This is a genomic window from Saccharopolyspora ipomoeae (genome assembly GCF_029952525.1).
Classification (GTDB): Bacteria; Actinomycetota; Actinomycetes; order Mycobacteriales; family Pseudonocardiaceae; genus Saccharopolyspora; species Saccharopolyspora ipomoeae.
On the sequence record NZ_JASAOF010000006.1, the window covers coordinates 75,508 to 100,255 of the forward strand.

Annotated in this window: 20 protein-coding genes and 1 CRISPR repeat array; of the genes, 9 read left to right on the plus strand and 11 right to left on the minus strand. The window is 68.9% G+C overall.

Features of this window, described 5'->3' with window-relative positions:
* Window positions 1-3: 3 nt before the first annotated feature.
* On the minus strand, window positions 4-597 hold the full coding sequence (locus QFW96_RS12750; protein ID WP_281455818.1) for a TetR/AcrR family transcriptional regulator: 594 nt from the start codon (window positions 595-597) through the stop codon (window positions 4-6).
* 231 nt (window positions 598-828) lie between these two features.
* On the opposite strand from QFW96_RS12750, the gene egtA reads away from it, so the two are divergent.
* Genes egtA through egtD form a run of 4 tightly spaced genes read left to right on the plus strand, consistent with a single transcriptional unit; the run spans window position 829 to window position 5,133 of the window.
* Complete coding sequence (egtA, locus tag QFW96_RS12755) at window positions 829-2,061, plus strand: ergothioneine biosynthesis glutamate--cysteine ligase EgtA (protein WP_281455954.1); 1,233 nt, start codon at window positions 829-831, stop codon at window positions 2,059-2,061.
* Window positions 2,062-2,093: 32 nt separating this feature from the next.
* On the plus strand, window positions 2,094-3,422 hold the full coding sequence (gene egtB, locus QFW96_RS12760) for an ergothioneine biosynthesis protein EgtB (RefSeq protein ID WP_425524751.1): 1,329 nt from the start codon (window positions 2,094-2,096) through the stop codon (window positions 3,420-3,422).
* Between the two features lie 2 nt (window positions 3,423-3,424).
* On the plus strand, window positions 3,425-4,186 hold the full coding sequence (gene egtC / locus QFW96_RS12765) for an ergothioneine biosynthesis protein EgtC (protein ID WP_281455819.1): 762 nt from the start codon (window positions 3,425-3,427) through the stop codon (window positions 4,184-4,186).
* Entirely contained in the window at window positions 4,168-5,133 is a 966-nt protein-coding gene (gene egtD, locus QFW96_RS12770; RefSeq protein WP_281455820.1) for an L-histidine N(alpha)-methyltransferase, read from the plus strand. Before egtC ends, egtD begins: the two co-directional genes overlap by 19 nt.
* Before the next feature lie 31 nt (window positions 5,134-5,164).
* Here the strand turns inward: egtD and QFW96_RS12775 are convergent, their stop codons facing one another.
* Window positions 5,165-5,395, minus strand: coding sequence for a hypothetical protein (locus QFW96_RS12775; RefSeq protein WP_281455821.1), 231 nt, complete (start codon window positions 5,393-5,395; stop codon window positions 5,165-5,167).
* A gap of 528 nt (window positions 5,396-5,923) precedes the next feature.
* Between QFW96_RS12775 and QFW96_RS12780 the strand changes: the two genes are divergently transcribed.
* The 3 genes from QFW96_RS12780 (at window position 5,924) to QFW96_RS12790 (ending at window position 10,088) form a co-directional block, all read left to right on the plus strand.
* Window positions 5,924-7,222 (plus strand): aspartate aminotransferase family protein, encoded by a 1,299-nt coding sequence (locus tag QFW96_RS12780; protein ID WP_281455822.1) that lies wholly within the window; start codon window positions 5,924-5,926, stop codon window positions 7,220-7,222.
* Window positions 7,219-8,712: a CoA-acylating methylmalonate-semialdehyde dehydrogenase gene (locus tag QFW96_RS12785; RefSeq protein WP_281455823.1), complete on the plus strand. Its 1,494-nt coding sequence runs from the start codon at window positions 7,219-7,221 to the stop codon at window positions 8,710-8,712. The genes QFW96_RS12780 and QFW96_RS12785 overlap by 4 nt, the downstream gene beginning before the upstream one ends.
* 77 nt (window positions 8,713-8,789) lie before the next feature.
* A complete protein-coding gene (locus QFW96_RS12790) occupies window positions 8,790-10,088 on the plus strand; it encodes a PrsW family intramembrane metalloprotease (RefSeq protein WP_281455824.1) in 1,299 nt (432 codons plus the stop codon).
* Window positions 10,089-10,100: 12 nt separating this feature from the next.
* Here the strand turns inward: QFW96_RS12790 and QFW96_RS12795 are convergent, their stop codons facing one another.
* The 3 genes from QFW96_RS12795 to QFW96_RS12805 are packed head-to-tail and all read right to left on the minus strand — an operon-like array spanning window position 10,101 to window position 13,138.
* On the minus strand, window positions 10,101-11,621 hold the full coding sequence (locus tag QFW96_RS12795; RefSeq protein WP_281455825.1) for a tripartite tricarboxylate transporter permease: 1,521 nt from the start codon (window positions 11,619-11,621) through the stop codon (window positions 10,101-10,103).
* 33 nt (window positions 11,622-11,654) lie between these two features.
* Window positions 11,655-12,179, minus strand: coding sequence for a tripartite tricarboxylate transporter TctB family protein (locus QFW96_RS12800; protein WP_281455826.1), 525 nt, complete (start codon window positions 12,177-12,179; stop codon window positions 11,655-11,657).
* Entirely contained in the window at window positions 12,176-13,138 is a 963-nt protein-coding gene (locus QFW96_RS12805) for a tripartite tricarboxylate transporter substrate binding protein (protein WP_281455827.1), read from the minus strand. Before QFW96_RS12805 ends, QFW96_RS12800 begins: the two co-directional genes overlap by 4 nt.
* A 371-nt stretch (window positions 13,139-13,509) precedes the next feature.
* On the opposite strand from QFW96_RS12805, the gene QFW96_RS12810 reads away from it, so the two are divergent.
* Window positions 13,510-14,652, plus strand: a complete 1,143-nt coding sequence (locus tag QFW96_RS12810; RefSeq protein ID WP_281455828.1) for an L-talarate/galactarate dehydratase — start codon at window positions 13,510-13,512, stop codon at window positions 14,650-14,652.
* A 105-nt stretch (window positions 14,653-14,757) separates the two neighbouring features.
* Here QFW96_RS12810 and QFW96_RS12815 read toward each other — a convergent pair whose 3' ends face one another.
* Window positions 14,758-16,086: an HNH endonuclease signature motif containing protein gene (locus QFW96_RS12815; RefSeq protein ID WP_343231375.1), complete on the minus strand. Its 1,329-nt coding sequence runs from the start codon at window positions 16,084-16,086 to the stop codon at window positions 14,758-14,760.
* 186 nt (window positions 16,087-16,272) lie between these two features.
* On the opposite strand from QFW96_RS12815, the gene csb2 reads away from it, so the two are divergent.
* Complete coding sequence (gene csb2 / locus QFW96_RS12820; RefSeq protein WP_281455829.1) at window positions 16,273-16,983, plus strand: type I-G CRISPR-associated protein Csb2; 711 nt, start codon at window positions 16,273-16,275, stop codon at window positions 16,981-16,983.
* A 783-nt stretch (window positions 16,984-17,766) separates the two neighbouring features.
* On the opposite strand, the gene QFW96_RS12825 is transcribed toward csb2, so the two are convergent.
* The 5 genes from QFW96_RS12825 to QFW96_RS12845 all read right to left on the minus strand — a co-directional run bounded on the left by QFW96_RS12825 (window position 17,767) and on the right by QFW96_RS12845 (window position 24,733).
* A complete protein-coding gene (locus QFW96_RS12825) occupies window positions 17,767-19,461 on the minus strand; it encodes a DEAD/DEAH box helicase family protein (protein ID WP_281455830.1) in 1,695 nt (564 codons plus the stop codon).
* 6 nt (window positions 19,462-19,467) lie between these two features.
* A complete protein-coding gene (locus QFW96_RS12830) occupies window positions 19,468-20,199 on the minus strand; it encodes a DUF5343 domain-containing protein (protein ID WP_093422635.1) in 732 nt (243 codons plus the stop codon).
* A 16-nt stretch (window positions 20,200-20,215) separates the two neighbouring features.
* Window positions 20,216-20,500 (minus strand): CRISPR-associated endonuclease Cas2, encoded by a 285-nt coding sequence (gene cas2, locus QFW96_RS12835; protein WP_281455831.1) that lies wholly within the window; start codon window positions 20,498-20,500, stop codon window positions 20,216-20,218.
* A gap of 4 nt (window positions 20,501-20,504) precedes the next feature.
* Window positions 20,505-22,151 carry a CRISPR-associated endonuclease Cas4g/Cas1g gene (gene cas4g/cas1g / locus QFW96_RS12840; RefSeq protein ID WP_281455832.1) on the minus strand — a complete coding sequence of 549 codons (1,647 nt, stop codon included), beginning with the start codon at window positions 22,149-22,151 and terminating at the stop codon, window positions 20,505-20,507.
* A 460-nt stretch (window positions 22,152-22,611) separates the two neighbouring features.
* A CRISPR array of direct repeats spans window positions 22,612-23,237; the repeat unit is 36 nt; unit sequence GTGGCAATGAGGACCGGCCCTGGGGCCGGTGACGAC.
* 416 nt (window positions 23,238-23,653) lie between these two features.
* On the minus strand, window positions 23,654-24,733 hold the full coding sequence (locus tag QFW96_RS12845) for an SAVED domain-containing protein (RefSeq protein ID WP_281455833.1): 1,080 nt from the start codon (window positions 24,731-24,733) through the stop codon (window positions 23,654-23,656).
* Window positions 24,734-24,748 lie beyond the last annotated feature (15 nt).

Here is a 24,748-nt window from a genome sequence, read left to right on the forward strand (position 1 = left end):
GGATCAGCGGCCCCGGTGGCGTCGCACGCTCTCCTCGACGACGTCGAGCACCGAGACCAGGTGCCGGTCGGGCAGACCCATCGCCAGGTGCGAGACCAGGCCCTCCAGAACCAGTTCCAGGTAGGCGGTGAGCACGTCGACGTCGACGTCGTCGCGCAGGTTGCCGGACTGGTGCTGCCACTGCAGACGTGCCCGGGTGGCGGCGGTGAGCGCCTCGGATCGCTGCGCCCACCGCTCCCGGAACTCGTGGTCGGTGCGCAGCCGGCGGGAGACCTCCAGCCGGGTTCCCAGCCAGTCCGCGCCTAGCGCGCGGGCTTCCGCACCGGCGGGTTCCTGGAGCAGGTTGCGCATCACCTGCACCAGGCCCTGCTCGGCGACGACGTCGGCCATCCGCGCCGCGTCGTCCTCCGCCAGGGCGAGGAACAGCGATTCCTTGTCCTTGAAGTGGTGGAAGATCGCGCCGCGCGACAGGCCGGTTGCTTCTTCCAGGCGCCGGACGGTGGCACCCTCGTACCCGAAGCGCGCGAAGCAGGACCGCGAACCGTCGAGGATCTGACGGCGTCGCGCGTCCAAGTGGTCCTGGCTGACCCGGGGCATGCCGTGAATCCTCGCAGGACGGTCCCGGCCATCGCAATCCGTACGTACGTTTTGTTGGCGTTTCGGGCGCATCGCACCCGAACAGGTCCGCTGTGGGCGGTTCTCGGCTCATCCGGACCGCCCGACGGCCGGGCGATAACAGCTGCGCGGGGGCAGAACAAGGCTCGCGACTGTCAGAGGTGGACGGTAGCGTCAGTAACCGGCCAATCACGGGCGGTGATCATCTTGCCGATATCTGCCGATCGTTCAGCCGATCCTTCAGCCGACGAGTTCCCGACCTCGCGAGTCCGCACCCGAGCGGAGGCCGAGGCCTACGTCGCCTCGGTGTGCTTCAAGCACGGCCCTCCGCGCCTGCTGGGCGTCGAACTCGAATGGACCGTGCACCACCGATCCGATCCGGGACGTGCCCTCGACGCCGCGACGCTGGTCGCCGCGCTCGGCCCGCACGCACCCCGCTCCCTGGTCCCCGACAGCCCCCAGCAGGCGCTGCCGAACGGCTCCGTGCTCACCGTTGAGCCGGGTGGCCAGGTCGAGATCTCCAGTCTTCCCACCACGTCGCTGCGCTCGCTGCTGAGCGTGGTCGCCGCCGACTCCGACTACCTGCGCCGCCTCGTCGAGCGCGCGGGCCTGGTCCTCGGCGACAGCGGCATCGACCCGCACCGGTACCCGCACCGGATCCTGCAGGTGCCGCGCTACCGGGCCATGGAGAACGCGTTCGACCGGATCGGCCTGGACGGCAGGCTGATGATGTGCAGCACCGCCGGCGTCCAGGTGTGCCTGGACGCCGGTGAACCCGACCGGATCGCCGCGCGCTGGAACGCGCTGCACGCCCTCGGCCCGGTGATGATCGCGGCCTTCGCGAACTCGCCCCGGCTGTTCGGCGAGGACACCGGTTGGGCCTCGACCCGCACCCGGGTGCTGCTCGACACCGACCCGCCGCGCACCAGACCCGGCCCCACCAAGGGCGACCCGGTCACCGGCTGGGCGCGGCGGATGCTGGACATGTCGCTGGTGTGCCGCAGGCGCGACGGCGACGACTGGTCGGCGCCGGCCGGGCTGAGCTTCGCCGAGTGGATCCACGGCGGGCTGCCGGACCCACCCACCCACGACGACCTCGACTACCACCTGACCACGGTGTTCCCGCCGGTCCGCGCCCGCGGCTACCTGGAGGTCCGCTACCTGGACGCGCAGTCCGGGACGAACTGGATGTTGCCGACGGCCGCGCTCGCCGCGCTGTTCGGCGACGAGTCCGTGGTGGACAAGGTGGCGGTGATGGCCGCACCCGCGGCTGGGCGTTGGGTGCACGCCGCCCGCTTCGGGCTCGCCGACCCGGTGCTGGCGCGCTGCGCCCGCGAGATCTTCGACCTGGCCTGCCGACTGCTCGACCGCCTCGGCGACGGTGTCGGCGACGGTTTGTCGGACCGCCTCGCCGAGCACCTGGCTCAACGGCTCGCCCGAGCCTGACCCGATCCCGTCACGACCTGGAGGAGTGCGCGGTGAAAGAACTGCAGGAACTGGGAACCGAAGACCTGCGCGAGCACGTCGCCACCGAGCTCGCCCGCACCCGCCGGCGCAGCGCTCGGCTCACCGACGCCGTCGACGACGAAGACCTCGTCAAGCAGCACTCGCCGCTGATGTCGCCGCTGGTGTGGGACCTCGCGCACGTCGGCAGCCAGGAGGAGCTGTGGCTGGTGCGCGACGTGGGAGGGCGCGAACCGATCCGGCCCGACATCGACGACCTCTACGACGCCTTCCAGCACCGCCGCGCCGACCGCCCCGAGCTGCCGCTGCTCGGCCCTCGCGAAGCGCGGGACTACATCGGCACCGTGCGCGAGAAGGTCTTCGACCTCCTCGACGACGCCCCGCTGGAGGGGCGCAGGCTCGTCGAGCAGGCGTTCGCGTTCGGCATGATCGTGCAGCACGAGCAGCAGCACGACGAGACCATGCTGGCCACCCACCAGCTCCGCGACGGCCCGCCCGCGCTGCACGCCGAACCGCCGACCGCCGCACCTGCCGAAGCGCTGCCCGGCGAGGTGTTCGTGCCCGGCGGACCGTTCACGATGGGAACCTCCACCGAGGCGTGGGCGCTGGACAACGAGCGCCCGGCGCACGAGGTGCACGTCGACGCGTTCTACCTGGACACCACGCCGGTCACCAACGCCGAGTTCGCGCGGTTCATCGACGCGGGCGGCTACCGGGATCCGCAGTGGTGGAGCGAAACCGGGTCGCGCTACCGCGCCAAGGCCTCGCTGGAGGCACCGAGGTTCTGGTTCCGCGACGGCGACCGGTGGTGGCGCCGCCGCTTCGGCCACGTCGAGGAGGTGCCCGGCGACGAACCCGTGGTGCACGTCAGCTTCCACGAGGCCGAGGCCTACGCGGCCTGGGCGGGCAAGCGCCTGCCCACCGAGGCCGAGTGGGAGAAGGCCGCCCGCTACGACCCCGCCACCGGCCGATCACGCCGCTACCCCTGGGGCGACGACGAACCCGACGAGACCCGGGCGAACCTCGGGCAGCGGCACCTGCGGCCGGCACCGGCCGGGGCCTACCCGCTGGGCGAGGCTCCGTGCGGGGCGCGGCAGCTCATCGGCGACGTGTGGGAGTGGACCTCCAGCGACTTCCTGCCGTACCCGGGCTTCGTCGCGTTCCCGTACCGCGAGTACTCGGAGGTGTTCTTCGGCTCCGATCACAAGGTGCTGCGCGGCGGCTCGTTCGGCACCGACCGCGCCGCGTGCCGGGGCACGTTCCGCAACTGGGACTTCCCGATCCGGCGGCAGATCTTCGCGGGCTTCCGCTGCGCCCGCACCCCGCTCCCGGACGAGCGCTGAGCATGTGCAGGCACCTGGGTTACCTCGGGACACCGGTGTCGCTGGCCGAGCTGCTGCTCGCCCCGGCGCACTCGCTGCTGGAGCAGTCGTGGGCGCCGAACGACATGCGCGGCGGCGGGACCGTCAACGCCGACGGCTTCGGCGCGGGCTGGTTCCGCCACGACGGCACCACCGGGACCTACCGCAACGGAGCGGCGATGTGGACCGATACGTCGTTCCCGGCCCTGGCCCGCGAACTGCGGGTCCCGGCGGTGGTGGCGGCGGTGCGCTCGGCGACCGTCGGCATGCCGGTCGGGCCCGAGCTGTGCGCGCCGCTGACCGACGGGCGGTGGCTGTTCAGCCACAACGGGAAGGTCGGCGGTTGGCCGGATACGCTGGCCAAGCTCGCGTCCCGGCTGGACCCCGCGGACCTGCTCACCGCCCAGCCCACCGATTCCGCCGTGCTGTGGGCGCTGCTGCGGCAGCTCCTCGACGACGGCGCCGCGCCCGAAGACGCCGTGCCCCGGCTGGTGCGGGAGGTGCACGCCGCCGCGCCCGAGTCGCGGCTGAACCTGCTGCTGTCCGACGGCACCCGGATCGTGGCCACCACCTGGACGCACTCGCTGTGGGTGCGCCGGGAACCGGGCGCGGTGACCGTCACGTCCGAACCCTTCGGCCCCGCGGACCCGTGGGTCGAGATCCCCGACCGCTGCCTGGTGGTCGCCGACGCCGAGCACACCGAAGTCGTCTCCCTGGGGGAGGATTCGTGCGACATCCCGAACTGACCGTGCGCTTCACCGAAGCCGACGCCGACCGCGAACTGCGGGCCGACGTGCGCGAAGGGCTCACCGATCACCCGAAGTGGCTGTCCCCCAAGTGGTTCTACGACGCCGAGGGCAGCGAGCTGTTCGAGCGCATCACCGAGCTCGACGAGTACTACCAGACCCGCGCCGAGCACCAGATCCTGCGGCGCACGGCGCTGACCATCGCCGAGCTCACCAACGCCGCGACCCTGGTGGAGCTCGGTTCCGGTTCGTCGGAGAAGACCCGGCTGCTGCTCGACGCACTCGGCAAGCACGGCACGCTGCGGCGGTTCGTGCCGCTGGACGTGTCCGAGTCGGCGCTGCGCGGCGCGGTCGCCGCGATCGAGGCGGATTACCCGGAGCTGGAGGTCTCCGGGGTCGTCGACGACTTCACCACCGGGCGCCTCGACGGGGGCGACGGGCGTCTGGTGGCGTTCCTGGGCGGCACCATCGGCAACCTGCTCCCGGAGGAGCGCGCCGGGTTCTTCGGAGCTCTGCACGCGGCGATGCGGCCGGGGGAGTGGCTGCTGCTGGGCACCGACCTGGTCAAGGAGCCTTCGCGGTTGATCCGCGCCTACGACGACGCCGAGGGCGTGACCGCCGAGTTCAACCGCAACGTGCTGCGGGTGCTCAACCGGCGGCTCGGCGCCGACTTCGACGCGGACTCGTTCGAGCACGTGGCGCGCTGGAACACCGATCAGGAGTGGATCGAGATGCGGCTGCGCGCGGTGCGCCCGATGCGGGTGCGGGTGCGCGAGCTGGCGCTGGACGTGGAGTTCGCCGAGGGCGAGGAGATCCGCACCGAGATCTCGGCGAAGTTCCGGCGTAATCGCATCGCCGACGAGCTGGCCGTGGCCGGGTTCGACCTGGGCAGCTGGTGGCTCGACGACGCGGCCGAGTTCGCGCTGTCGCTGTCGGTCGCGCGGTAGCCCGCCGCCCCGGCGCGGCGCAGCACCCGGGTCACCGCTCCAGCTCGGGGTCCGAGGGGCCGGGGAGTCGCGACATGCACCGCACGCACGGCATCCCGGCCGGCTGCTCGGACACCTCGGCCACGTACGAGGGGATCTGCAGGCCGCACAAGGTCCGCCACGCGGCCGGGAACGGCCCCTCCGGCCGGGCCGCCAGGTGCGTCTGACGGCGGGACTCCGCGACCACTCCTGCGGAGAACCGCACCGCGACCACTGTGCTCATCGTGTCGCCCCCGGTGGTTGTGCTGCGCCCGGCCGCAGGCTCGTGTCCACCGGGTCTCCCGGCAGGCCGTGGGCGGACGGGGCGTCGTGGTTCCGGTTGATCATTTTCCCCACCTCCGCGGACGGGACTCGTCCACGAGGCGGTCGTGACGCGAGGCTAGGCGGGTTGACCCGTTCGGCCCAACGGCCATGCGCGAAAACGACCAATTGATCACCCGAAGGGGTTGCCGGAGCGCTGGTGAGCACGCGTGGTGATCGGCATTCGGGGGAGCCGGGCCCGGAGAACGGGGCTGAAGCAGGGCCGGCCACGCGAGCGCCAGCTACTGGGGGGAGGTGCTGGTGCCGCGTGACCGGCGGGGCACAGGTTACACCCGGTGCCCGAGCGGTCATCGGGGGTAGCGGTGCGCGCCTCCTGCGGCGGGCTGATCGCACCCCATCGTGTTGATCACGTGGTCCGGACCGTGGCCGCGCGGCGCCCGACGCGACAGACTGGTCGGACCGCCACGAGGTCGCCTGAGCAGGAGGAAGAATGTCGGATTCGCTGTTGGCGCGGCACAAGGCCGTGATGCCGGACTGGCTGTCGCTGTACTACCAGGAGCCGATCGAGATCGTCAGCGGCTCGGGCCGTCACGTCACCGACGCGGACGGCAACACCTACCTGGACTTCTTCGCCGGCATCCTCACCAACGCCATCGGCTACGACATCGACGAGATCAGCGACGCGATCCGCCGCCAGGTCGACACCGGTGTGCTGCACACCTCGACGCTGTACCTGATCCGCCGGCAGGTCGAGCTGGCCGAGCGCATCGCCGAGCTGTCCGGGCTGCGCGACCCGAAGGTGTTCTTCACCAACTCCGGCACCGAGGCCAACGAGACCGCGCTGATGCTGGCCACCCAGAAGCGCCGCAGCAACCAGGTGCTGGCGCTGCGCAACTCCTACCACGGGCGCGCGTTCGCGACGCTGGCCGTGACCGGCAACCGGAGCTGGTCGGCGACGTCGCTGTCGCCGGTGAAGGTCAGCTACGTCCACGGCGGTTACCGCTACCGCAGCCCGTTCTCCGCGCTGTCCGACGCCGACTACATCGCGGCCTGCGTCGACGACCTGCGCGAGGTCATCGAGACCACCACCGCCGGGGACGTGGCCTGCATGATCGCCGAACCCATCCAGGGCGTCGGCGGGTTCGCCACCCCGCCCGACGGACTGCTGGGCGCGTTCGCCGAGGTGCTCGACGAGTACGGCATCCTGCTCATCTCCGACGAGGTGCAGACCGGCTGGGGCCGCACCGGCGAGCACTTCTGGGGCATCCAGGCCCACGGCGTCACCCCGGACGCCATGACCTTCGCCAAGGGGCTGGGCAACGGCCTGGCGATCGGCGGTGTCGTCGCCGAATCCGCGCTGATGGACGACATCGGCGCGAACTCCATCTCCACCTTCGGCGGCAACCCGGTCTCCACCGGCGGTGCGCACGCCGCGCTGGAGTACCTGCTGGCCCACGACCTGCAGGGCAACGCCGCCAAGCTCGGTTCCCAGCTGCTGCAGGGGTTGCGAACCCACGACAGCGCGCTGATCGGCGACGTGCGCGGCAAGGGCCTCATGATCGGCGTCGAACTCGTCGTGCCCGGCGGCAAGACCCCGGCGCCCGAGGCCGCCGCGCGGGTGATGGAACTGGCCAAGCAGCGGGGCCTGTTGATAGGGAAGGGCGGGTTGCACGGCAACGTCCTGCGCCTGGCGCCGCCGATGACGCTCACCGAGTCCGAAGCGGCGCACGCGCTGCAGGTGCTCACCGAAACCGTCTCGCTGGCCGAGCAGGAGCTGTTCTCATCATGACCGAGCTGATCGATCACTGGATCGCGGGCGCCCCGGCGGGCGCCACCCCGGAACGCACCGGGGCGGTGTTCAACCCGGCGACCGGGGAGCGGACCGGCACGGTCGCCTACGCCGACGGGTCCGATGTGGACGCCGCGGTGTCCGCGGCCGCCACGGCGCAGCGCGAGTGGAAGCGGGCGTCGCTGGCCAAGCGGTCCTCGGTGCTGTTCGCGTTCCGGGAACTGCTCAACGCCCACGCCGACGAGCTCGCCGCGATCGTCACCGCCGAGCACGGCAAGGTGCTCTCCGACGCGGCCGGGGAGGTGCAGCGCGGGCTGGAGAACGTCGAGTACGCCTGCGGCATCCCGAACCTGCTGCAGGGCGGGTTCTCGGAGAACGCCTCGACCAGCGTCGACGTGCACTCCACCCGGCAGCCGGTGGGCGTGGTCGGGGTGATCTCGCCGTTCAACTTCCCGGCCATGGTGCCGCTGTGGTTCGCGCCCAACGCGATCGCCTGCGGCAACTCGGTGGTGCTCAAGCCCAGCGAGAAGGACCCGTCGGCGGCGCTGTTCCTGGCCCGCCTGTGGCAGCGGGCCGGGCTGCCCGACGGGGTGTTCAACGTGGTCCAGGGCGACAAGGTCGCGGTCGACGCGCTGCTGGAGCACCGCGACGTCAAGGCGATCTCGTTCGTCGGTTCCACCCCGATCGCCCGCTACGTCTACGAGACCGGCACCGTGCACGGCAAGCGCGTGCAGGCGCTGGGCGGGGCGAAGAACCACATGGTGGTGCTGCCCGACGCCGACCTGGACCTGGCCGCCGACGCCGCGGTCTCGGCCGGCTTCGGTTCGGCGGGGGAGCGCTGCATGGCGGTCTCGGCGGTGGTGGCGGTCGACCCGGTGGGCGACGAGCTGGTCGCCAAGATCGCCGAGCGCATGGGCAAGCTCCAGGTCGGCGACGGCCACCGCTCCTGCGACATGGGCCCGCTGGTGACCGCCGCGCACCGGGACCGCGTCGCGTCCTACGTGGACGCCGGGCTGTCCGCCGGCGCGGAGCTGGTGGTCGACGGCCGGGGCGTCGATGTCGACGGCGCCGAGGGCGGATTCTGGCTCGGGCCCACGCTGTTCGACCACGTGCAACCCGAGATGTCGATCTACGCCGACGAGATCTTCGGGCCGGTGCTGTCGGTGCTGCGCGCGCCCACCTACGACGACGCTCTGACGCTCGTCAACGCCAACCCGTACGGCAACGGGACCGCGATCTTCACCGAGAACGGCGGCGCCGCCCGCAGGTTCGGCGAAGAGGTCGAGGTCGGGATGGTGGGCGTCAACGTCCCGATCCCGGTGCCGGTCGCCCAGTTCTCCTTCGGCGGCTGGAAGGACTCGCTGTTCGGCGACTCCCACGCCTACGGTCCGGACGGCATCCGGTTCTTCACCCGCACCAAGGTGATCACCACGCGCTGGCCCGATCCCTCGCACGGCGGTGTGAACCTGGGCTTCCCGCAGAACAGCTGACCCGCCCGCCGGTCGGCCCCGGGGACATTCCGGGGCTGGCCGGACGGGACCCCGGCGGATCTCCTACGCTGCCGGGCATGCCCGCACTGAGCCCGAAATCGGTTCTGGAAGGACGCAGCACCAACCGCGCGCCGGTGTCGCTGATCATCGGACTGGTGGTCTCCGGCGTCTGCCTGCTGCTGGCGCTGGCGTCCTACTTCGCGATGGACCCCGGTGCGCCGGGCAACGTCGTGATCGGCATGCTGCTGGCGCTGCCGACCGCGATCGTGCTGGTGGCGCTGATCCTGCTGGTCGACCGGCTGGAACCGGAACCGCGGCTGAACCTCCTGGTGGCCTTCGGCTGGGGAGCCGGGGTGGCGCTGCTGGGGGCGTTGATCGTCAACACGTTCGGCGAGTCGGTGCTGGCAGTCGTTCTGGGGCCGGAGCCCGCGACGGTGCTGACGGTGTCGGTGATCGCGCCGGTCGTCGAGGAGAGCTTCAAGGGTGCTCTGCTGCTGTTCCTGCTGCTGGTGCGGCGCAACGAGATCGACGGGCCGACCGACGGGATCGTCTACGCGGGGCTGTGCGGGCTGGGCTTCGCGCTCGTCGAGAACGTCCTCTACTACATGCAGGGCCTGGCATCGGTGCCCGGCGAGATCTGGGGCACCGTCCTGATCCGCGGCGTGGTGGCTCCGCTGGGACACCCGATGTACACGGCGATGACCGGTCTGGGCATCGCCTACGCCGCCACCCACCGCGGCGTCGGCCGGGTGTTCGCGCCGATCCTGGGCTGGTGCGCGGCGGTGTTCCTGCACGCGCTGTGGAACGGCGGCTCGGTGCTGTTCGGCTTCGGGGGCCTGGTGCTGGCCTACCTGATCGAGGCCGCGGTGCTGGTAGCACTGGTGATCGTGCTGGTCCGGGACCGCAGGCGCCTGGTGCACCTCATCGGCCGATACCTGCCCTCCTACATCCCCAGCGGGCTGGTGGCGCCCAACGACATCCAGATGCTCGGCACGATGCGGGGTCGCAGGCAGGCCCGGAACTGGGCCCGGCACCAGGCCGGTGCCGTGGGGGCGCAGGCGATGGGGGACTACCAGCTGGCGGCCACGGAACTGGCGCTGCTGCACGCCCAGGCCGAGCGCCGCACGATCGACCCGGAGAGGTTCTTCGCCCGCCGCGGGCAGATCGTGACCCTGATGGGCATGGCGCGCGAGGCGTTCTTCCGCCGCATGCCGCAGCCGAAACCCGCGCCGTGGGCGCGCAACCAGCAGTCGGGCTTCTTCACCGTGCCGCAGCAGCTCAACGACATGCCGACGCACAAGCTGCGCATCCCGCCCCAGCCGCCCCAGCCCCCGCAGCCGCCCCAGCCCCCAGGGCGGCCCGGTCCCTGGAGGTGAGGCGGTCGAGCGCTACAGCTCGGCGTTCTCGCGGGTGTCCTCGGACGCGGTGCGGCGCGCTCGCAGGAGATTGCGCACCAGCGGCAGGAGCACGACCACGGCCAGCAGAGCGAGCAGCGTGCCCGAGATGGGCCTGGTGAGGAAGCCGGTCGGGTCTCCTTCGAACAGCAGCAGCGACCGGCGCAGCGAGGTCTCCAGCAGCGAGCCCAGGACGAAGGCCAGCACCAGCGGTCCGGGTTCGAACGCGAACTTCTTCATCAGGTAGCCCAGCAGGCCGAAGGCGATGACCAGGGCGATGTCGAAGACGCTGTTGCGGACGGTGTAGACGCCGATGAGCGTGATCAGCACGGTGATCGGTGCCAGGATCGACTCGCGCACCCGCAGGATCTTCACGAACAGCCCGACCAGCGGGATGCTCATGATCAGCAGCAGGATGTTCCCGATGTACATCGAGTTCACCACGCCCCAGAACAGCTCGGGTTCCTCGTCCACGAGCTGAGGTCCCGGTGTGACGCCTTGGATCAGCAGGGCGCCGAAGATCATCGCCATCGTCGCGTTGGCCGGGATGCCCAGCGTCAGCAGCGGGATGAACGACGAGGTCGCGGCCGCGTTGTTGGCCGTCTCGGGCGCGGCGACGCCTTCGACGGCCCCGTTGCCGAAGCGCTCCGGCGTCTTCGACCGGCGCTTCTCCACCGCGTAGGCGGCCAGGGACGACAGCGTCGCGCCGCCGCCGGGCAGCACGCCCAGCACGAACCCGAGCACCGAGCCCCGCCCGATCGCCCCGGAGGACTGCCGCAGATCCGCTCGCGAGGGCCACACGTTGGCGACCCGGCCGGGCGCGGTCGCGGCCTTGTGGCGCTGTTCGAGGTTGTGCAGGATCTCGCCGAGCCCGAACAGTCCCATCGCGATGGGGACGAAGTCCAACCCGTCGGACAGCGACAGCACGTCGAAGGTGAACCGCTCGGAGCCGGTGAACGCGTCGCGGCCGACGGTGGCGAGCAGCAGCCCGAGGCACGCGGCGATGAGGGCCTTCACCTTGCCGCCGTTGCTGACGGTGGCGACCAGCAGGATGCCCAGCAGCGCCAGCGCGGTGTACTCGGGCGGGCCGAAGTCCAGCGCGAACCCGGCGATCAGCGGTGCCAGGAACGACAGCGCCACGATCGACAGGGTGCCGCCGGCGAACGACCCGATGGCGGCGATGCCCAGCGCGGTACCGGCTTTGCCCTGGCGTGCGAGGGCGTGCCCGTCGAAGACGGTCACCACCGAGGAGGCCTCGCCGGGCAGCCGAAGCAGCACCGAGGTGATGGTGCCGCCGTACTGCGCGCCGTAGAAGATGCCGGCGAGCATGATGATCGCGGTGACCGGCTCGACGTTGAACGTCAGCGGCAGCAGGATCGCTATCGTCGCCGCCGGTCCGAGCCCGGGCAGCACGCCGACGAGCATGCCGATGACGACGCCGAGGAAGCAGTACAGCAGGTTCGTGGGTTCGAGAACGACGCCGAACCCCTCGATGGCAGGGGTCAGGAAGTCCATCGCCGCTCCAAGGGATGCTGGTGGTGGGGAGCTCTAGAACATGTGGGGCACGGGCACGTTCAGCGCCCCGACGAAGATCGCGTAGAAGGCGACGACGATGCCGACGCTGCCCAGCGCCGAGACCCGCCACGACTCGCCGCCGAGGAACCGCAGCCACACGAACGCCAGCAGCGCGGACGGGATCTCGAACCCGATCACGCTGATCACGGCGACGAACCCGATCATGGTGGCGATCGCGGCGGCGACCCGCCAGGCCGCGGAGCTGAACAGCTCGGCATCGGTGGTGCGGCGGGACAGGACGGCGAGCGCGACGCCGAGCGCGGTGATCGCGACGCTGATCAGGAACGGCCAGGTTCCCGCGGCGGGCGCGGCGGCCGTGCCGAGCCCCAGCGCCAGCGAACCGACCAGCCCGCTGACGCCGACGGCCACCACGACCAGTGCCACCACGAGGTTCGACACCGCCCCGGCCGGAGCCGGGTGCTCGGCGGCCCTGGCTTCCGGCACGGCGCTCTCCTGCACGTTCCCGGGCTCGGTTCGGGTGTCGGGCGGGTTGCTCATTTCTCCCCGCCGAGATCGATCCCGTACTTCTGCACCATCGCCCGGTAGTTCTCGAGGGAGTCGGTCCACTCCTTGGCGACCTGCGGCCCGTCGATCTCGTGCGGCGTGAGCAGGTTCTCCTGGTTGAACGACTTGTAGGACTCGGTGGCGAAGGCGCTGCGGAACGCGGCGCGCAACCTGTCCACGGCCTCCGGCGGGGTTTCCTTCGGCGCGACGATCGCCCGGTACTGCGACACCTTGACGTCGAAGCCCAGCTCCACGGCGGTCGGGGTGTCCGGGAGGTACTGGTTGCGCTGCTCGGAGAAGGTGACCAGCGGGACGAGCTCGCCGGACTTGATCTGGCTGATCGCCTCGCCGAGCTGGACCGACGCCACGTCGACCTGCTTGCCCAGCACCGCGGTCATCGCGGGCGATCCGCCGTCGAAGGGCACGGCGGTGCCGGCGATCCCGGCGTGCTTGAACAGCAGTTCCTGCGACAGCTGGCTGCCGGTGCCGACGCCGGTGGTGCCGAACTTGAGGTCGCGGTGGGCGTCGACGAGGCTCTGCACGGAGTTGAGCCCGGAATCGGCGTTGGCGACGAGCACGTAGTCGTCGCGGGAGATGCCGGTGATGACCTCGAAGTCGTTGACGTCGACCGCTTCTTCCTCGCTGACGGCCAGCGGCGTGATGGAGGTCAGCGACGCGTTGAGGACCATGATGTTCTGGCCGTCGGGTTGCTTGCCCGCTAACTCCTTGGCGGCCAGCGCCCCGTTGGCCCCGGGCGTGTTGACCACGGGGATCGCGACGCCGAGGTCCTTGGCGGCCTCGTCGGCGAGGGCACGTCCGATGAGGTCCGTGCTGCCGCCCGGGTCCTGGCCGACCGCCATGGTGACCGGGCCGCTCGGGAACGATCCTTGCTTGCCGCTGGACAGGTTCCCGCCGCAGGCGGCGAGCGACAGCGAGAGCGCTGCCGCGACCACGGGCACCACCGCTCGGCGTACTGACCTCTTTGTCAACGCCTTCTCCTTCGATTCGCAGGGCAGCGACCGCATCGATGTGAGTGCGGTCACGGTGACGAATGCTCGGGGAAGCCTATGGTCGCCATTCCATGCGTGTCCAAGCCTGATTTGGCATCGGTCAATACCTTGGAGGAATCGACTCCGGAAATCCGGTACGTTTTCGCCCGAAGATCGATGCGACGACGGTATTGATCGATGTCCTATCGGTCTTGGACCGGCATCGTCGGGGGCTCTAGTGTCCTGATCACCGTCCCGACCCGTCGCCAGTCCCGGTTCCCCGGGAGCTGCGACCGGCGGAGCCAGCCGATGACGCCTGAACGGAGACGAATCCCATGACCGCGACCGATTCGGCCACGCTGGACCGCATCACCGGAGTCACGATCTCGTCGGTGATCCTGCCGCTGCCGACCGCCATCAGCGACGCGAAGGTCCTCACCGGGCGGCAGAAGCCGATGACCGAGGTCGCGATGCTGTTCGCGGAGATCACCACCGAGAGCGGTTTCGAGGGAGTCGGTTTCAGCTACTCGAAACGCGCCGGCGGTCCCGGCCAGTACGCCCACGCCCGCGAGATCGCCCCGGTGCTGCTGGGCGAGGACCCCAGCGACATCGCCAAGATCTGGGACAAGCTGGTCTGGGCGGGCGCCTCGGTCGGCCGCAGCGGCCTGTCGGTGCAGGCCATCGCCGCGTTCGACGTCGCGCTCTGGGACCTGAAGTCCAAGCGCGCGGGCCTGCCGCTGGCGAAACTCCTCGGTTCGCACCGGGATTCGGTCCGCTGCTACAACACCTCAGGTGGGTTCCTGCACGCCCCGATCGAGGAGGTCGTGGACCGTGCCGCGGAGTCGGTGGCCGGAGGCATCGGCGGCATCAAGATCAAGGTCGGTCACCCGGACAACGCCACGGACCTCTCCCGGGTTTCCGCGGTCCGCGAGAAGATCGGCGACGACGTGGCACTGATGGTCGACGCCAACCAGCAGTGGGACCGCCCCACGGCCCGGCGCATGTGCCGCGCCCTGGAACCGATGAACCTGGTCTGGATCGAAGAACCCCTCGACGCCTACGACTTCGAGGGCCACGCGGTCCTGACGTCGACGTTCGACACCTCGATCGCCACCGGTGAGATGCTCACCAGCGTCGCCGAGCACAGCGAGCTGATCCGCGCCGGCGGCGCCGACATCGTCCAGCCCGATGCCCCGCGGGTCGGCGGCATCACCCAGTTCCTCAAGGTGATGTCCCTGGCCGACAGCCGGAGCCTGCAGCTCGCCCCGCACTTCGCGATGGAGATCCACGTCCACCTGGCCGCCGCCTACGCCCGGGAACCGTGGGTCGAGCACTTCGAGTGGCTCGACCCGCTGTTCAACGAGCACCTCGAGATCGCCGACGGGCGCATGCACATCTCGAGTCGCCCCGGCCTCGGTGTCACGATCAGCGATCAGGCCCGCGCCTGGACGGTGGCCCGAGACCGGTTCCGCGCGTGACCCCGAGGCCGGGGGCTCCGGCCGCGTTGTTTTCCCACTCTGCAGTTGTCAAACAGCAATGCCGCTCACGGGCGTGCCGAGGTGTCCGGCCTGGTGCAGGTCGGTTCAGGCGGCGGGTTCTCGTGGTGCGGTCGTTCGTGGTGTGGGGACGAGTTCCCGGATCAGTTGTCGGTGCGTTCCCGGGCGTGAGGTCGAGCCGGGCCGGGGCTCGCGGTGCGGGTCGACGCGGTGCGGTGGTGTGAACGCGGTTCTCCCTTCGTCGACGGTGATCGTCCAGCGGTCGTTGTGGACGACCCGGTGGTGGAAGGCGCAGAGCATGACCATGTTCGACAGCGTCGTCTCGCCGCCGTGGAACCACTCCACGATGTGGTGCGCCTGCGATGTTCCGGGCGGGTGTTCGCAGCCCGGGAACGCGCAGATCCCGTCGCGCCGGAACAAGGCGGCCCGCAGCTGCGGGGGAGCGGTGCGCTCCTCGCGCCCGTAGTCCAGCGCGACACCGTCACCGCCGAGGACGACGGGCAGGATTCCGGCATCGCAGGCCATCCGCCGCACGGCGTCGGCCGTGATCGGAGTCCCGTCGGCGAACGAACCGGGCGCGACGCCTTCGGCGTGGGGGTCGAGGCTGCGCACCAGGTCGTCGTAGCCGACGGTGACCTGGACCTGCACCCGCTGGCCCCCGACACGCGGCATGTTCTCGGAACCGAGCGCGAGGTCGACCAAGGTCGCCAGGCCGTCGGCGTGACGCTGCGCGGGCGTGCGCGGATCAGGTGTCCCGTCGTGGGACGGAAGCGGTTTCGACAGCGGGCGGATCGCGGCGAGGAACTTCTGGCCGGTCTCCTTGTCGAGGCGCGCCTTGATCACGACCATCCCGTCGCCGGAGGTGACGTAGTGCAGCTCCCGCGACTCGTGCTGGGCCTGCTCGTCCCGCACGGCGAGGGAGCGGTCGTGCGCGGCGTTGATCCCCTCGGCCAGCTGCCGGAGGTCGCGAGGTCGGCACGTTCGCGCCTGCTCGACCAGCACGGCTTCCACCCGAGAAGTCTCGGCGGCATCGGGGAGCTTGTCGACGCACGAGGCGATGACCTGCGCGTGCTCCACGCTGATCGCCCCGTCGGCCAACGCCTTCCGCGCCACCGGGACGGCAGTGCTCGTGGCGACCTGGACCCGGCCGCGAGCCTGCCCGGGATCGGCCTTGAGCACGTCCTGCAACCACACACCGGTGTTCCGCGCCCCCGCGGAGCGCGCGATCTGGTGCTGTTCCGCCTCCTGAATCAACTCGGCCTGCACGGAATGCACGTACCGCGCAAGCGATTCCAACTCCCGAATCGCACCGGCCAACTCACCGGCACGCCTCGGTGACGCCACGGCACCCGCAAGAGCGGCCCGAGCCGCGGCCACGGCACCGGAAAACGACGTCATCGAACTCATGTTCCCCATTGTGCCGGGTGGGGTGCTCGAAAGCGAGGCTCATGGCATCGCTAAACCGGGTGAACACCACGGCAAAAACAGCAGAAACCAAGCGACTTTCACGAAATTGTCGAGATCGACCCGCCGTCGAGTCCCGAAAAGTTAGGCTCTCCCACGACTTCTGAGGACAGACGCGACGACAGGATGAGATACACGGTGAGCGCAGGGGCCGGCATCGCACAGAACGCCGCCGACCGGATGCTGATGTTCAGCTTCCCGAACGGAGTCCGCATCGACGGAAAACTAGCGGGCACGGTCACCACGAGCCTCCGCAAAGCGGTCATGAGCCGGACCCCCAACCCGCTCCCACCCGAGATCTCCGGTCACGAAGCCGAAGACCGCACCCACACCGCCTACCTCCCGGTGATCGAACCCGAGCACTCGACAACCCCGGGGCACATCCGCGGCGTGGCGATCCTCTGCCCGCCGGGCAATCCCGGCCTGGTGGAACTGCTCAAGAAATCGCTGCACACCACAGCGTTTCGACTCGAAATCCCAGGCGCCACCCTCCGGTTGAAACCGCAACCGTCCACAACGGCCACCGAGTGGACCGCCCCGTCGCGCACGTGGACCACGGTCACCCCCGTCGTCCTCGACCGCTTCCCGGGCAAGGGCAACGAATCCGCAGAACTCGCCCGAGCCTGCCGCACAGCAGGCCTGCCCGAACCCACGGAGATCCGCACGGCCCGAGGTCCCTTCACCACCGCAGCAACAGACCTCGCCCCCGCAGACCTACCCCGAAAAACCCGGCTTCCGTACACCCACGCCCACATCACATTCCCAGACGCGATCCCAGGCCCGGTCGTCCTCGGCTCTCAACGCTATTTGGGCATGGGTCTGTTCCGACCTGCTGCGACGACCGTGTAAGCCCAGACGCAATGGGGGTCGGCCGGAACGGCCGGTGATGGCTGCCGGAACCGGCATCCCTGCCGACCGGCTGATCGCTCAGTGGCAATGAGGACCGGCCGGAACGGCCGGTGACGGATCCGCGCGTTCTATGGGGTCTACGTGCTGTCAGTCTTGTGGCAATAAGGACCGGCCGGAGCGGCCGGTGACGGTGACGACGTCGATCTCAATGAGGAAGCGCTGTACTCGTGGCAATGAGGACCGGCCGGGACGGCCGGTAACGGGTGCGGCCAGCACAAGCTGCGCGCTGGTCGAGCGGAAGTCGTGGTGGCAATGAGGACCGGCCGGAACGGCCGGTGACGGAGCAGGACGTTCGGGACGTCGTCGTGCGTGAGATGTGGCAATGAGGACCGGCCAGAACGGCCGGTGACGGGAAGATCGATGACGCGAAACGACTTGCTGAACAGGTGTGGCAATGAGGACCGGCCGGAACGGCCGGTGACGGCCCTGGCCTACTCCGTGCCCTACGTCGCCGGATGGGCCACGTGGCAATGAGGACCGGCCGGAACGGCCGGTGACGGGGCTGTCCGAATGCGGTGGGTCTGAGCTGGGTTTTCAAAGATCAAGGCGAGCGGCCCCTCGTGGAGATCGCCACCAGAGCCAGATTCGATCTTAGCGCACCAAGCAAAACGAGATGACCTGCGGAAACGCCATGCGAGCGGCTCTGCCTGGCACTATCACCGCTGGACCGCTCGCATCGCGTTACCCCTGTCGCCTCCTGCGCACTCCAGCGACAGGAGCGCCCTACTCCCGCCGCCGGAGCCCGACGGCGACCCGGGGCGCGTACGTCACCGGCACGTCCACGGACTCGCAGAACCGAACCCCCTCCCGAACGTCCTCAGCCCCGACTTCGCCGTCCTCCTGGTCGAGCACGTTCACCCCGCTCAACTCGGGCGCTTCAACGCCGAGCAGCTCGAACCGCTCGACGCGGTCACCGACGAGCCCGCCGACGCGCTCATCGTCGTCGGTCTCCTCGGCCAGGGGAGCGGCGTCCCGCACAGCCGCGACGAACGACGCCTCGATCTGCGGATGATCCGGGATGAGGATCTTCGCAGGCAGCGGCGTCCCAGCAGAGTGCTCGGTCTCGGTCCGGCGCATGGCCCGCGCCATCATCTGCGCGATGAACAGCGGAGCGACGATGTTCGTCCCGTAGGCGATCGTCGCGACCTGCGGGCAGTCAAAGCCCTCGGTGACCATCCGTACGGTCACGATGGCGCACGGCCGGGGCTCTGCAGCGGCAAGCCGCAACGTCGAGATCGCCCCGGTCTCGTCCGAGACGACCAGCCGCGCGAAGTCGGTTCCGGTGAGCCTGTTGAGCTTGTCCTGCGCCAGACGTGCAGCCGGGATTGAGGGAGCCACGTACAGCAGCTTCAGCGGCTCGGCGTGACCGAGGGCGTCGAGCTGTTGGTCGTGCAGCGCGAGTGCTTCGCGAGCGAAGTTCTCGATCCACTCCGGGGAGGACAGGATCTTGAGCATGACCCCAGACCGCTCCTGATCATCGAGGTCCGCGATCAGCCGGTGCTGCGGAACAGCGTCACCGGTCAGGTCCACGCATTCCGCCCGCGCGGCGTAGCGGTACAGATCGGGTGCCCGAAGCACCGTCTTGATGAGCTGCTGTGTCGACACGGAGAAGTCCGCCACGGCCTGCAGTTTCGGCACGCGATCGACGAAGACCCGCCGGTACGGAACGGTCGGAATCCGATGCCGAGGATCGGACCGGAACAGGGTTCCGGTCATGTTCAGAACAGCCCGAGCCCGGAGCTGATCGGGACCACCGATCATCCGCTGCGCGGCCAAACCCCACGCCGCGTAGCTCGCGAGGTGATGCACCTCGTCGAACACCACGAACGTAGCTTGCTGCTGCTGCCGGATGAGATGCGTTCCGGCCGAGTTGGGCAGGGAGTGATACGTGGTGATTAACCCGGCTTGGCCGGTGCCCTCGACGGCTCCCACGACCGGGCTCGGGTCCAAGTGAATCCCGTGCTCGGCCAGCTGTGATTGCCACTGTCCGACCAACGCTCGGTTCGGCACGACGACGGTCATGCGTCCCACGTATCCCGCGTCTCGCAACTTCCGGAACATCAACGCGGCGAAGGTCGTTTTGCCCGCACCCGGTGCCCCATGAAGTGTCGCCATGCCCTCCTGGAAGAGCCGGTCGCCGATGACGGGCAGTGCCTCGGCCTGCCAGTCGCGCAACGACACTCCGGGCAGCGGGTGCGCGTCCTTGCCACCGAGCGCGAGGTTGCATCGAGAACACCAAGCCTCCATGTTCGCGAACGTCGTGCCTCCGCCGTTGCGGTGGGCGGCGAGGTGTGCGCACTGGTAATCCGCGTCGAGCTCGACCCCGCAGCGTTGGCACCTCCCGCGCGCGGCCTGGTAAAGCAATGCGCGCTGTTGACGTGTCGCGCCTCTCCGTCGATCACGTCCGATCGGTTCCATGACCCACTACTCCTCCATCGAGTTTTGCGAGGGGATGTCGTCAGCGAGGTCGTCCTGCCCAGTGCGGGACTGGTAGTCGTGGACGGCGTCGATGAGCTTGATGACGAATTCGCGGTCCTCGACGGAGAGCTCCAGGAGGTTGACGTCGACGCTGAGCGTGATGCTCCCTCCGGACTTGAGCCGGATCCGCGTCGCTCCGGAACTTCCCGTCGGCGCGGTCGGTTCCTCGGCCTTCGTCGTGCGGCGAGCGCGCCGGGTTCCCGGACTCCGCTTGCGGGAGGTCGTCGCGATGTGCTTCCACTCGGGACTCACCGGGATTCCCGCGTATTCAGCGGCGTGGAGGAAGAACGTGCTGGCCTTGCGCCGCGTGTCGCCGTGCTGTCCGAAGGTCTCCGTCCACTTGTCGAGGAGCTGCTGCGAGGTGGTGTGCTGACTACCGAACTCCACAATCGGCGCGTAGTGCCGCAGGATCAGTTCCTTGACCTTCTTCGGCCGTGAATCCGGGTCGTAGACCAACTCGCGGAGCAGGTCGGTGGGCGCGCCGTCTTCGTCGATGAGCCCGAACTGGCGGCACATCCCGAGATACCCGGTCTGGGTGGAGCCGGGCATCCAGCGCAGATAGCTGCGATCGATCGCCGCCGGGAGCGTGGGCTGCTGCGCCATCTTGTCCAGGCTGTTCAGGAAATTCCGGAAGGTGGCGTACGGTGGTGTGAAGGTTGTTTCCTTGTTCTGAGCCATGATCTTCTCCTTGTCATCACACGACACGGGCCCCGGTCGGAGGCAGCGGCCTGCGGTGCCCGAGGAATTCGAAGGTGACCTGTGACGGGATGCCCAGGTCGACGAACAGAACGTGATCCGCTGAGGTTTTGATGACCCGGTTCAACCGCCACTGCAGCTCGGCGAGATCCGCGCGCGAAAGATCGCAGAGGAACACCGAGTACTGGATGCGCTCGCCGTAGTCCTCGACGGTCTTGGCGACCCGGCGAAGCCGGACCGGATCGCTGATGTCGTAGGCGACGAGGTAGCGGTGCCGAGCCATGAGGTCACCTGCTGGTGAAGGGCCTGTACCTGGCGAACTCTTCGAGCAGGTAGGCGGCGAACAGCCGCGCCTGCAGTTCCAGAGCGCGCCGGTAGGTGACGGTGTACTTGAAGAGGGGATGGCGGATTTCGGTGGTCATGCGGTGCTCGTAGGCGTCGATGACGCGCCGCTTGCCGGACTGGGTCAAAGTCACCTGGTCCGGGCGCACGTGGAACAGCTCGGAGTCGGCTTGTCGTGTGTTGATGAGCGTCAACGCCGTGGAGTCCGCGATCTGCGGGCGGAACTCCTCCATGAGGTCGAGCGCGAGCGCCGGACGTCCGAACCGGTCCTGGTGATAGACGCCGGCGTAGGGATCGAGCCCCAGGCCGTAGCAGGCGACGGTGACGTCTTTGACCAGCAACGCGTAGAGGAACGACAGGAGGCAACTCACGGCGTCACGAGGCGGACGCCGAGTGCGACCGGAGTCGGCGAAACCTGGTCCCGGAAGCCGGTGATCAGGGCGGAAAAGGTGAGGAAGACCATCGAAGTAGGTGCGCGCGGCCGCCCCCTCGATGCCGCGGAGCATGGTCACGGTCTGGGCTCGGTCGGCACCGCGGATGGCGGTGTCGAGTCGCTTGAGTGCTTCGGTATCGGTGTGGTGGCTGTTGCGGCGGAGAAGAGTCCGGCAGTTGCGGATCTTCCCACCCACGAGTCGGCGGGAGAAGTCGACGGCCCGCTGGGGGCTGATGGTGTGCTGACGACGCCGCAGCTCGACGTTGCTGCCGAGGGACGGAATCGTGACGGCCTTCATCCAGCCCCCGGTGGTCGTCCACACCACAGGGGCGTCTTGCTCGGCCAGCGCGTGGATGGCCTGCGTCGTGACCTGCGAAGGGCCGGCTACCACCACGTGGAGGACGTCGCGCAGCTGGAGGGAGGCGAGTTCGTCCCGGGCACGCGTGACGTGCAGTCGTCCGCCGCGCACTCCGAGGCGGGAACCCGGTTCGACGATGTAGAGCGGCTGACTCTCGGGCGCCGCTGCCAGCAACCGTCGGGGCGGAGCCTCGTCTCGCCCTGACAGCAGGTTGATCTCATCCGGGAGGCACACCGGGAGCAAGGCGCACCGCTCGCACTTCTTGTTGTGCTGGAGAGGTGGCGGGAGGACCGAGCTGGTGGCGACTTCGCGGGCCTTGTGCAGAGATCGCCGGAGCTCGGTTTCGGCCTCGGCCGACCAGTCCACTCTCACGCGGGAGCGCGTCTCCGCGTACCAGAGAAACCCGTGATCGCAGGGGTAACCGCTGTGCCGGAGCACGACGATCTGACAGAGCAGCTGCATCCGGTCGCTGTGCCACGGTTCGCCGTCATTCCGCGGCGAGCCACGGCGGAACTCGACAGGACGAACTTTCCCCTGCTGTGCCACAACCACATCGCACACGGCAACAACACCGAGCTCATCGGAGAACACCTTCGTCGAAGTCGCTCTCCAGTTGCCGGACGCAACACGCTGACCAGCGTCCGGACCTTTCGGAACGTCAACTCGCGCGTGAACAAGACGTCCTAGCCGTGTCTCCTCCGTGTCCTGCCAATAGCCATCCACGTGCTCCAGGTGGAACAGGCGTTCGCAGAAGAAGAAATCACCTACGGCACGGGCACCGAGCGGTAAGTCGATATCCATCTCGGACGCTCCTCGGGAGAGGAAAGTTCTGACGCCCGGAGGATGCACCCAATCCGCCTGAACCGCGCGTCACCCGATTCGGTTCCCTTTTAGGACGACAGATCGGTGAATGAATCACGGTGTGGCGGAGGACGATTGGCGGTTCTCCTGAGTCGTCCGCTCGTTCGAACCGAAGTCTGAGCGTCCAGCCGACGTCGGCACGACCAGGTAGACCGCGCACTCGCGCGGCTACCACCACAACCCTAGAACCGGCACCACCGGAGACTCCCGCACACTGACGAGCCCCGGTTTCAGGCCCCCGCACTCGCGGGCCAGCAGAGAATAAGGACCGGCGGTGGAGGCCGGTGACGGGATCGGAACGGACAGTCCTACGTCCAGCTGAAGGCGTGGCAATGAGGACCGGCCCGCGGGACCGGTGACGACTGGCGATGGCGCTCCTGCACGGCACGGAACCCGTCATGTGGCAATGAGGACCGGCCCTGGGGCCGGTGACGACAGTTCGGACGAGGCGGAGCCAGCATCCGCATCAACAAGTGGCAATGAGGACCGGCCCTGGGGCCGGTGACGACCCGGATTCATGGGCTCCAGCCCCGACGCACGCTCCACCAGGTGGCAATGAGGACCGGCCCTGGGGCCGGTGACGACCTACTCGGGCGCGGCTCCGTACGACGACCAGGGCTTGGCGTGGCAATGAGGACCGGCCCTGGGGCCGGTGACGACATGCATGACACCCAGCTGATCCCGGCGATCAGCTGTGGCAATGAGGACCGACCCTGGGGCCGGTGACGACCAGTTCGACTTCACCACCCCCGGAGTCCTGGACGAGCGGTGGCAATGAGGACCGACCCTGGGGCCGGTGACGACCAGACCCACGAGGGTCAGATCAACAAGAGGGTGACGAAGCGTGGCAATGAGGACCGACCCTGGGGCCGGTGACGACCGTGAAACAGTGTCGCGATCGTAGCGGTGGCAGCAGTGGCAATGAGGACCGACCCTGGGGCCGGTGACGACCTGGGGATGGACACCGAAACCGAGAACACCGAGGTCGAAGTGGCAATGAGGACCGACCCTGGGGCCGGTGACGACAGCTGTCGAAATTACCCCTCTTGGAGATCGCTGCTGAAGGCGTTGCTGATCTTACCTTACTGTGATCAGGGTGGTGACCTGCGGAAACGGCGTGCGAGCGGTCCTGCCTGGCGGGGTCGTCGCTGCGCCGCTCGCATCGTGGGGTGGATGGTGCCCTGCGTGGTTGGTGATGCGACTGCGAGGGCTCATACCTGGGGCCCGGGCTTGGTAACCGGCTGAGAGCGGGTCGTAGCCGAGGGCGGTCCAGCGGCCTTGGTTGGTTGGCGAGGCGGGCGCCGAGTGCGATGGGGATCGCGACGAGGCGGTTGATGAAGAGCCGGTGCCAGCGGGTGTCTGCGGCAGCACTGAGTTCGGCTTCGTCCCGTCCCGGGGACGATGATCGAAGCTGCACTCTACGCCACTTCGGACGCCCCGGGTTACTGAATCCCGCTTCTCCGGTGCGTTGGAGGCCAGTGGGGGAATGGTCGGTAGGTGGCCGAGTCTCGGTCGTAGCCGAAGGCGGTCCAGCGGCCGTGGTCGGTGGCGGCGAGGCGGGCGCCGAGTGCGATGCTGATCGAGACCGGCCCGTTGATGAAGATGACGTGCCGGCCCCTCCGCGCCTCGGACGGTAGTTGTGTCTGTTTCCAGGTTTTGACGATCTGCTCCACCGTGTCGCTGAAGGTGTCCATGTTCTCGGGCAGGGTTGATTCCGTCCGCTTGAGGTGAAGGAGATGTCCGACGCCGAGATCGTGACAGGTTTGCCGAACGGGATGGGTGAATTGGTCGCCTTGCGCTTGGAGGTCCACGGCGAGTGCGGCGATGGCAGGGTCGCCTTCGTCAAATGACTGCAGGTCTTCAACGATGAGGGTGTCGCGGCGACTTCGCCGTTCGCGGAGCGTTGTCGCGGGGAAGTAGGTCGGGGAACCATCCGACCGGCGTATCGAGTGAACGGTGAACTCGCGTGGGTCCGAGTGGTTCATGTGCGCACCGAAGAAGAACCCCAAGGGAAGTGGCATCGTGGGGATCAGGTGGATCTTCGATGTGTCCGAGTTGAGTTCGGTGGCCAGTGAGGCAGCTCGCCGGGTTTCCGCCACGACCTCCTGGAGTATCTGGTAGTCGCGTTCGTTATCCCCTGTGAGCTCAGCGCTGACGCGCAGGGTCAGCGCGAAGTTGTTGCTCGAGTGGAGTTCCGGCTCTTGCCTTACCTCAGCTCGGACACGATTGCGGCTCTTGTCGACGATGGTGGGGACGACACCTACCTGGGTTCGTCGGCGTGTGTGGTGCCGCTGCATGAGTCCGATGCCGACGAGGAGAAGACCGACGAGCAACGCCAGCAGGAAGCCCCACCAACCCTTGGAATCTCGGGTGGCGAGAGACTTGATCAGCTCGTTCAGGAATCCGCCGGCCACCAAGCTTCCGATGGTGATGAGCAGCGTCCCGTCCGCGACCGCCTGGAGCCCTTGACTCTTCGGCGGACCCGCGGAACCGACCACCTCGAACCGGAGCGGCTCGTGCATGGTCTGATCACCCCT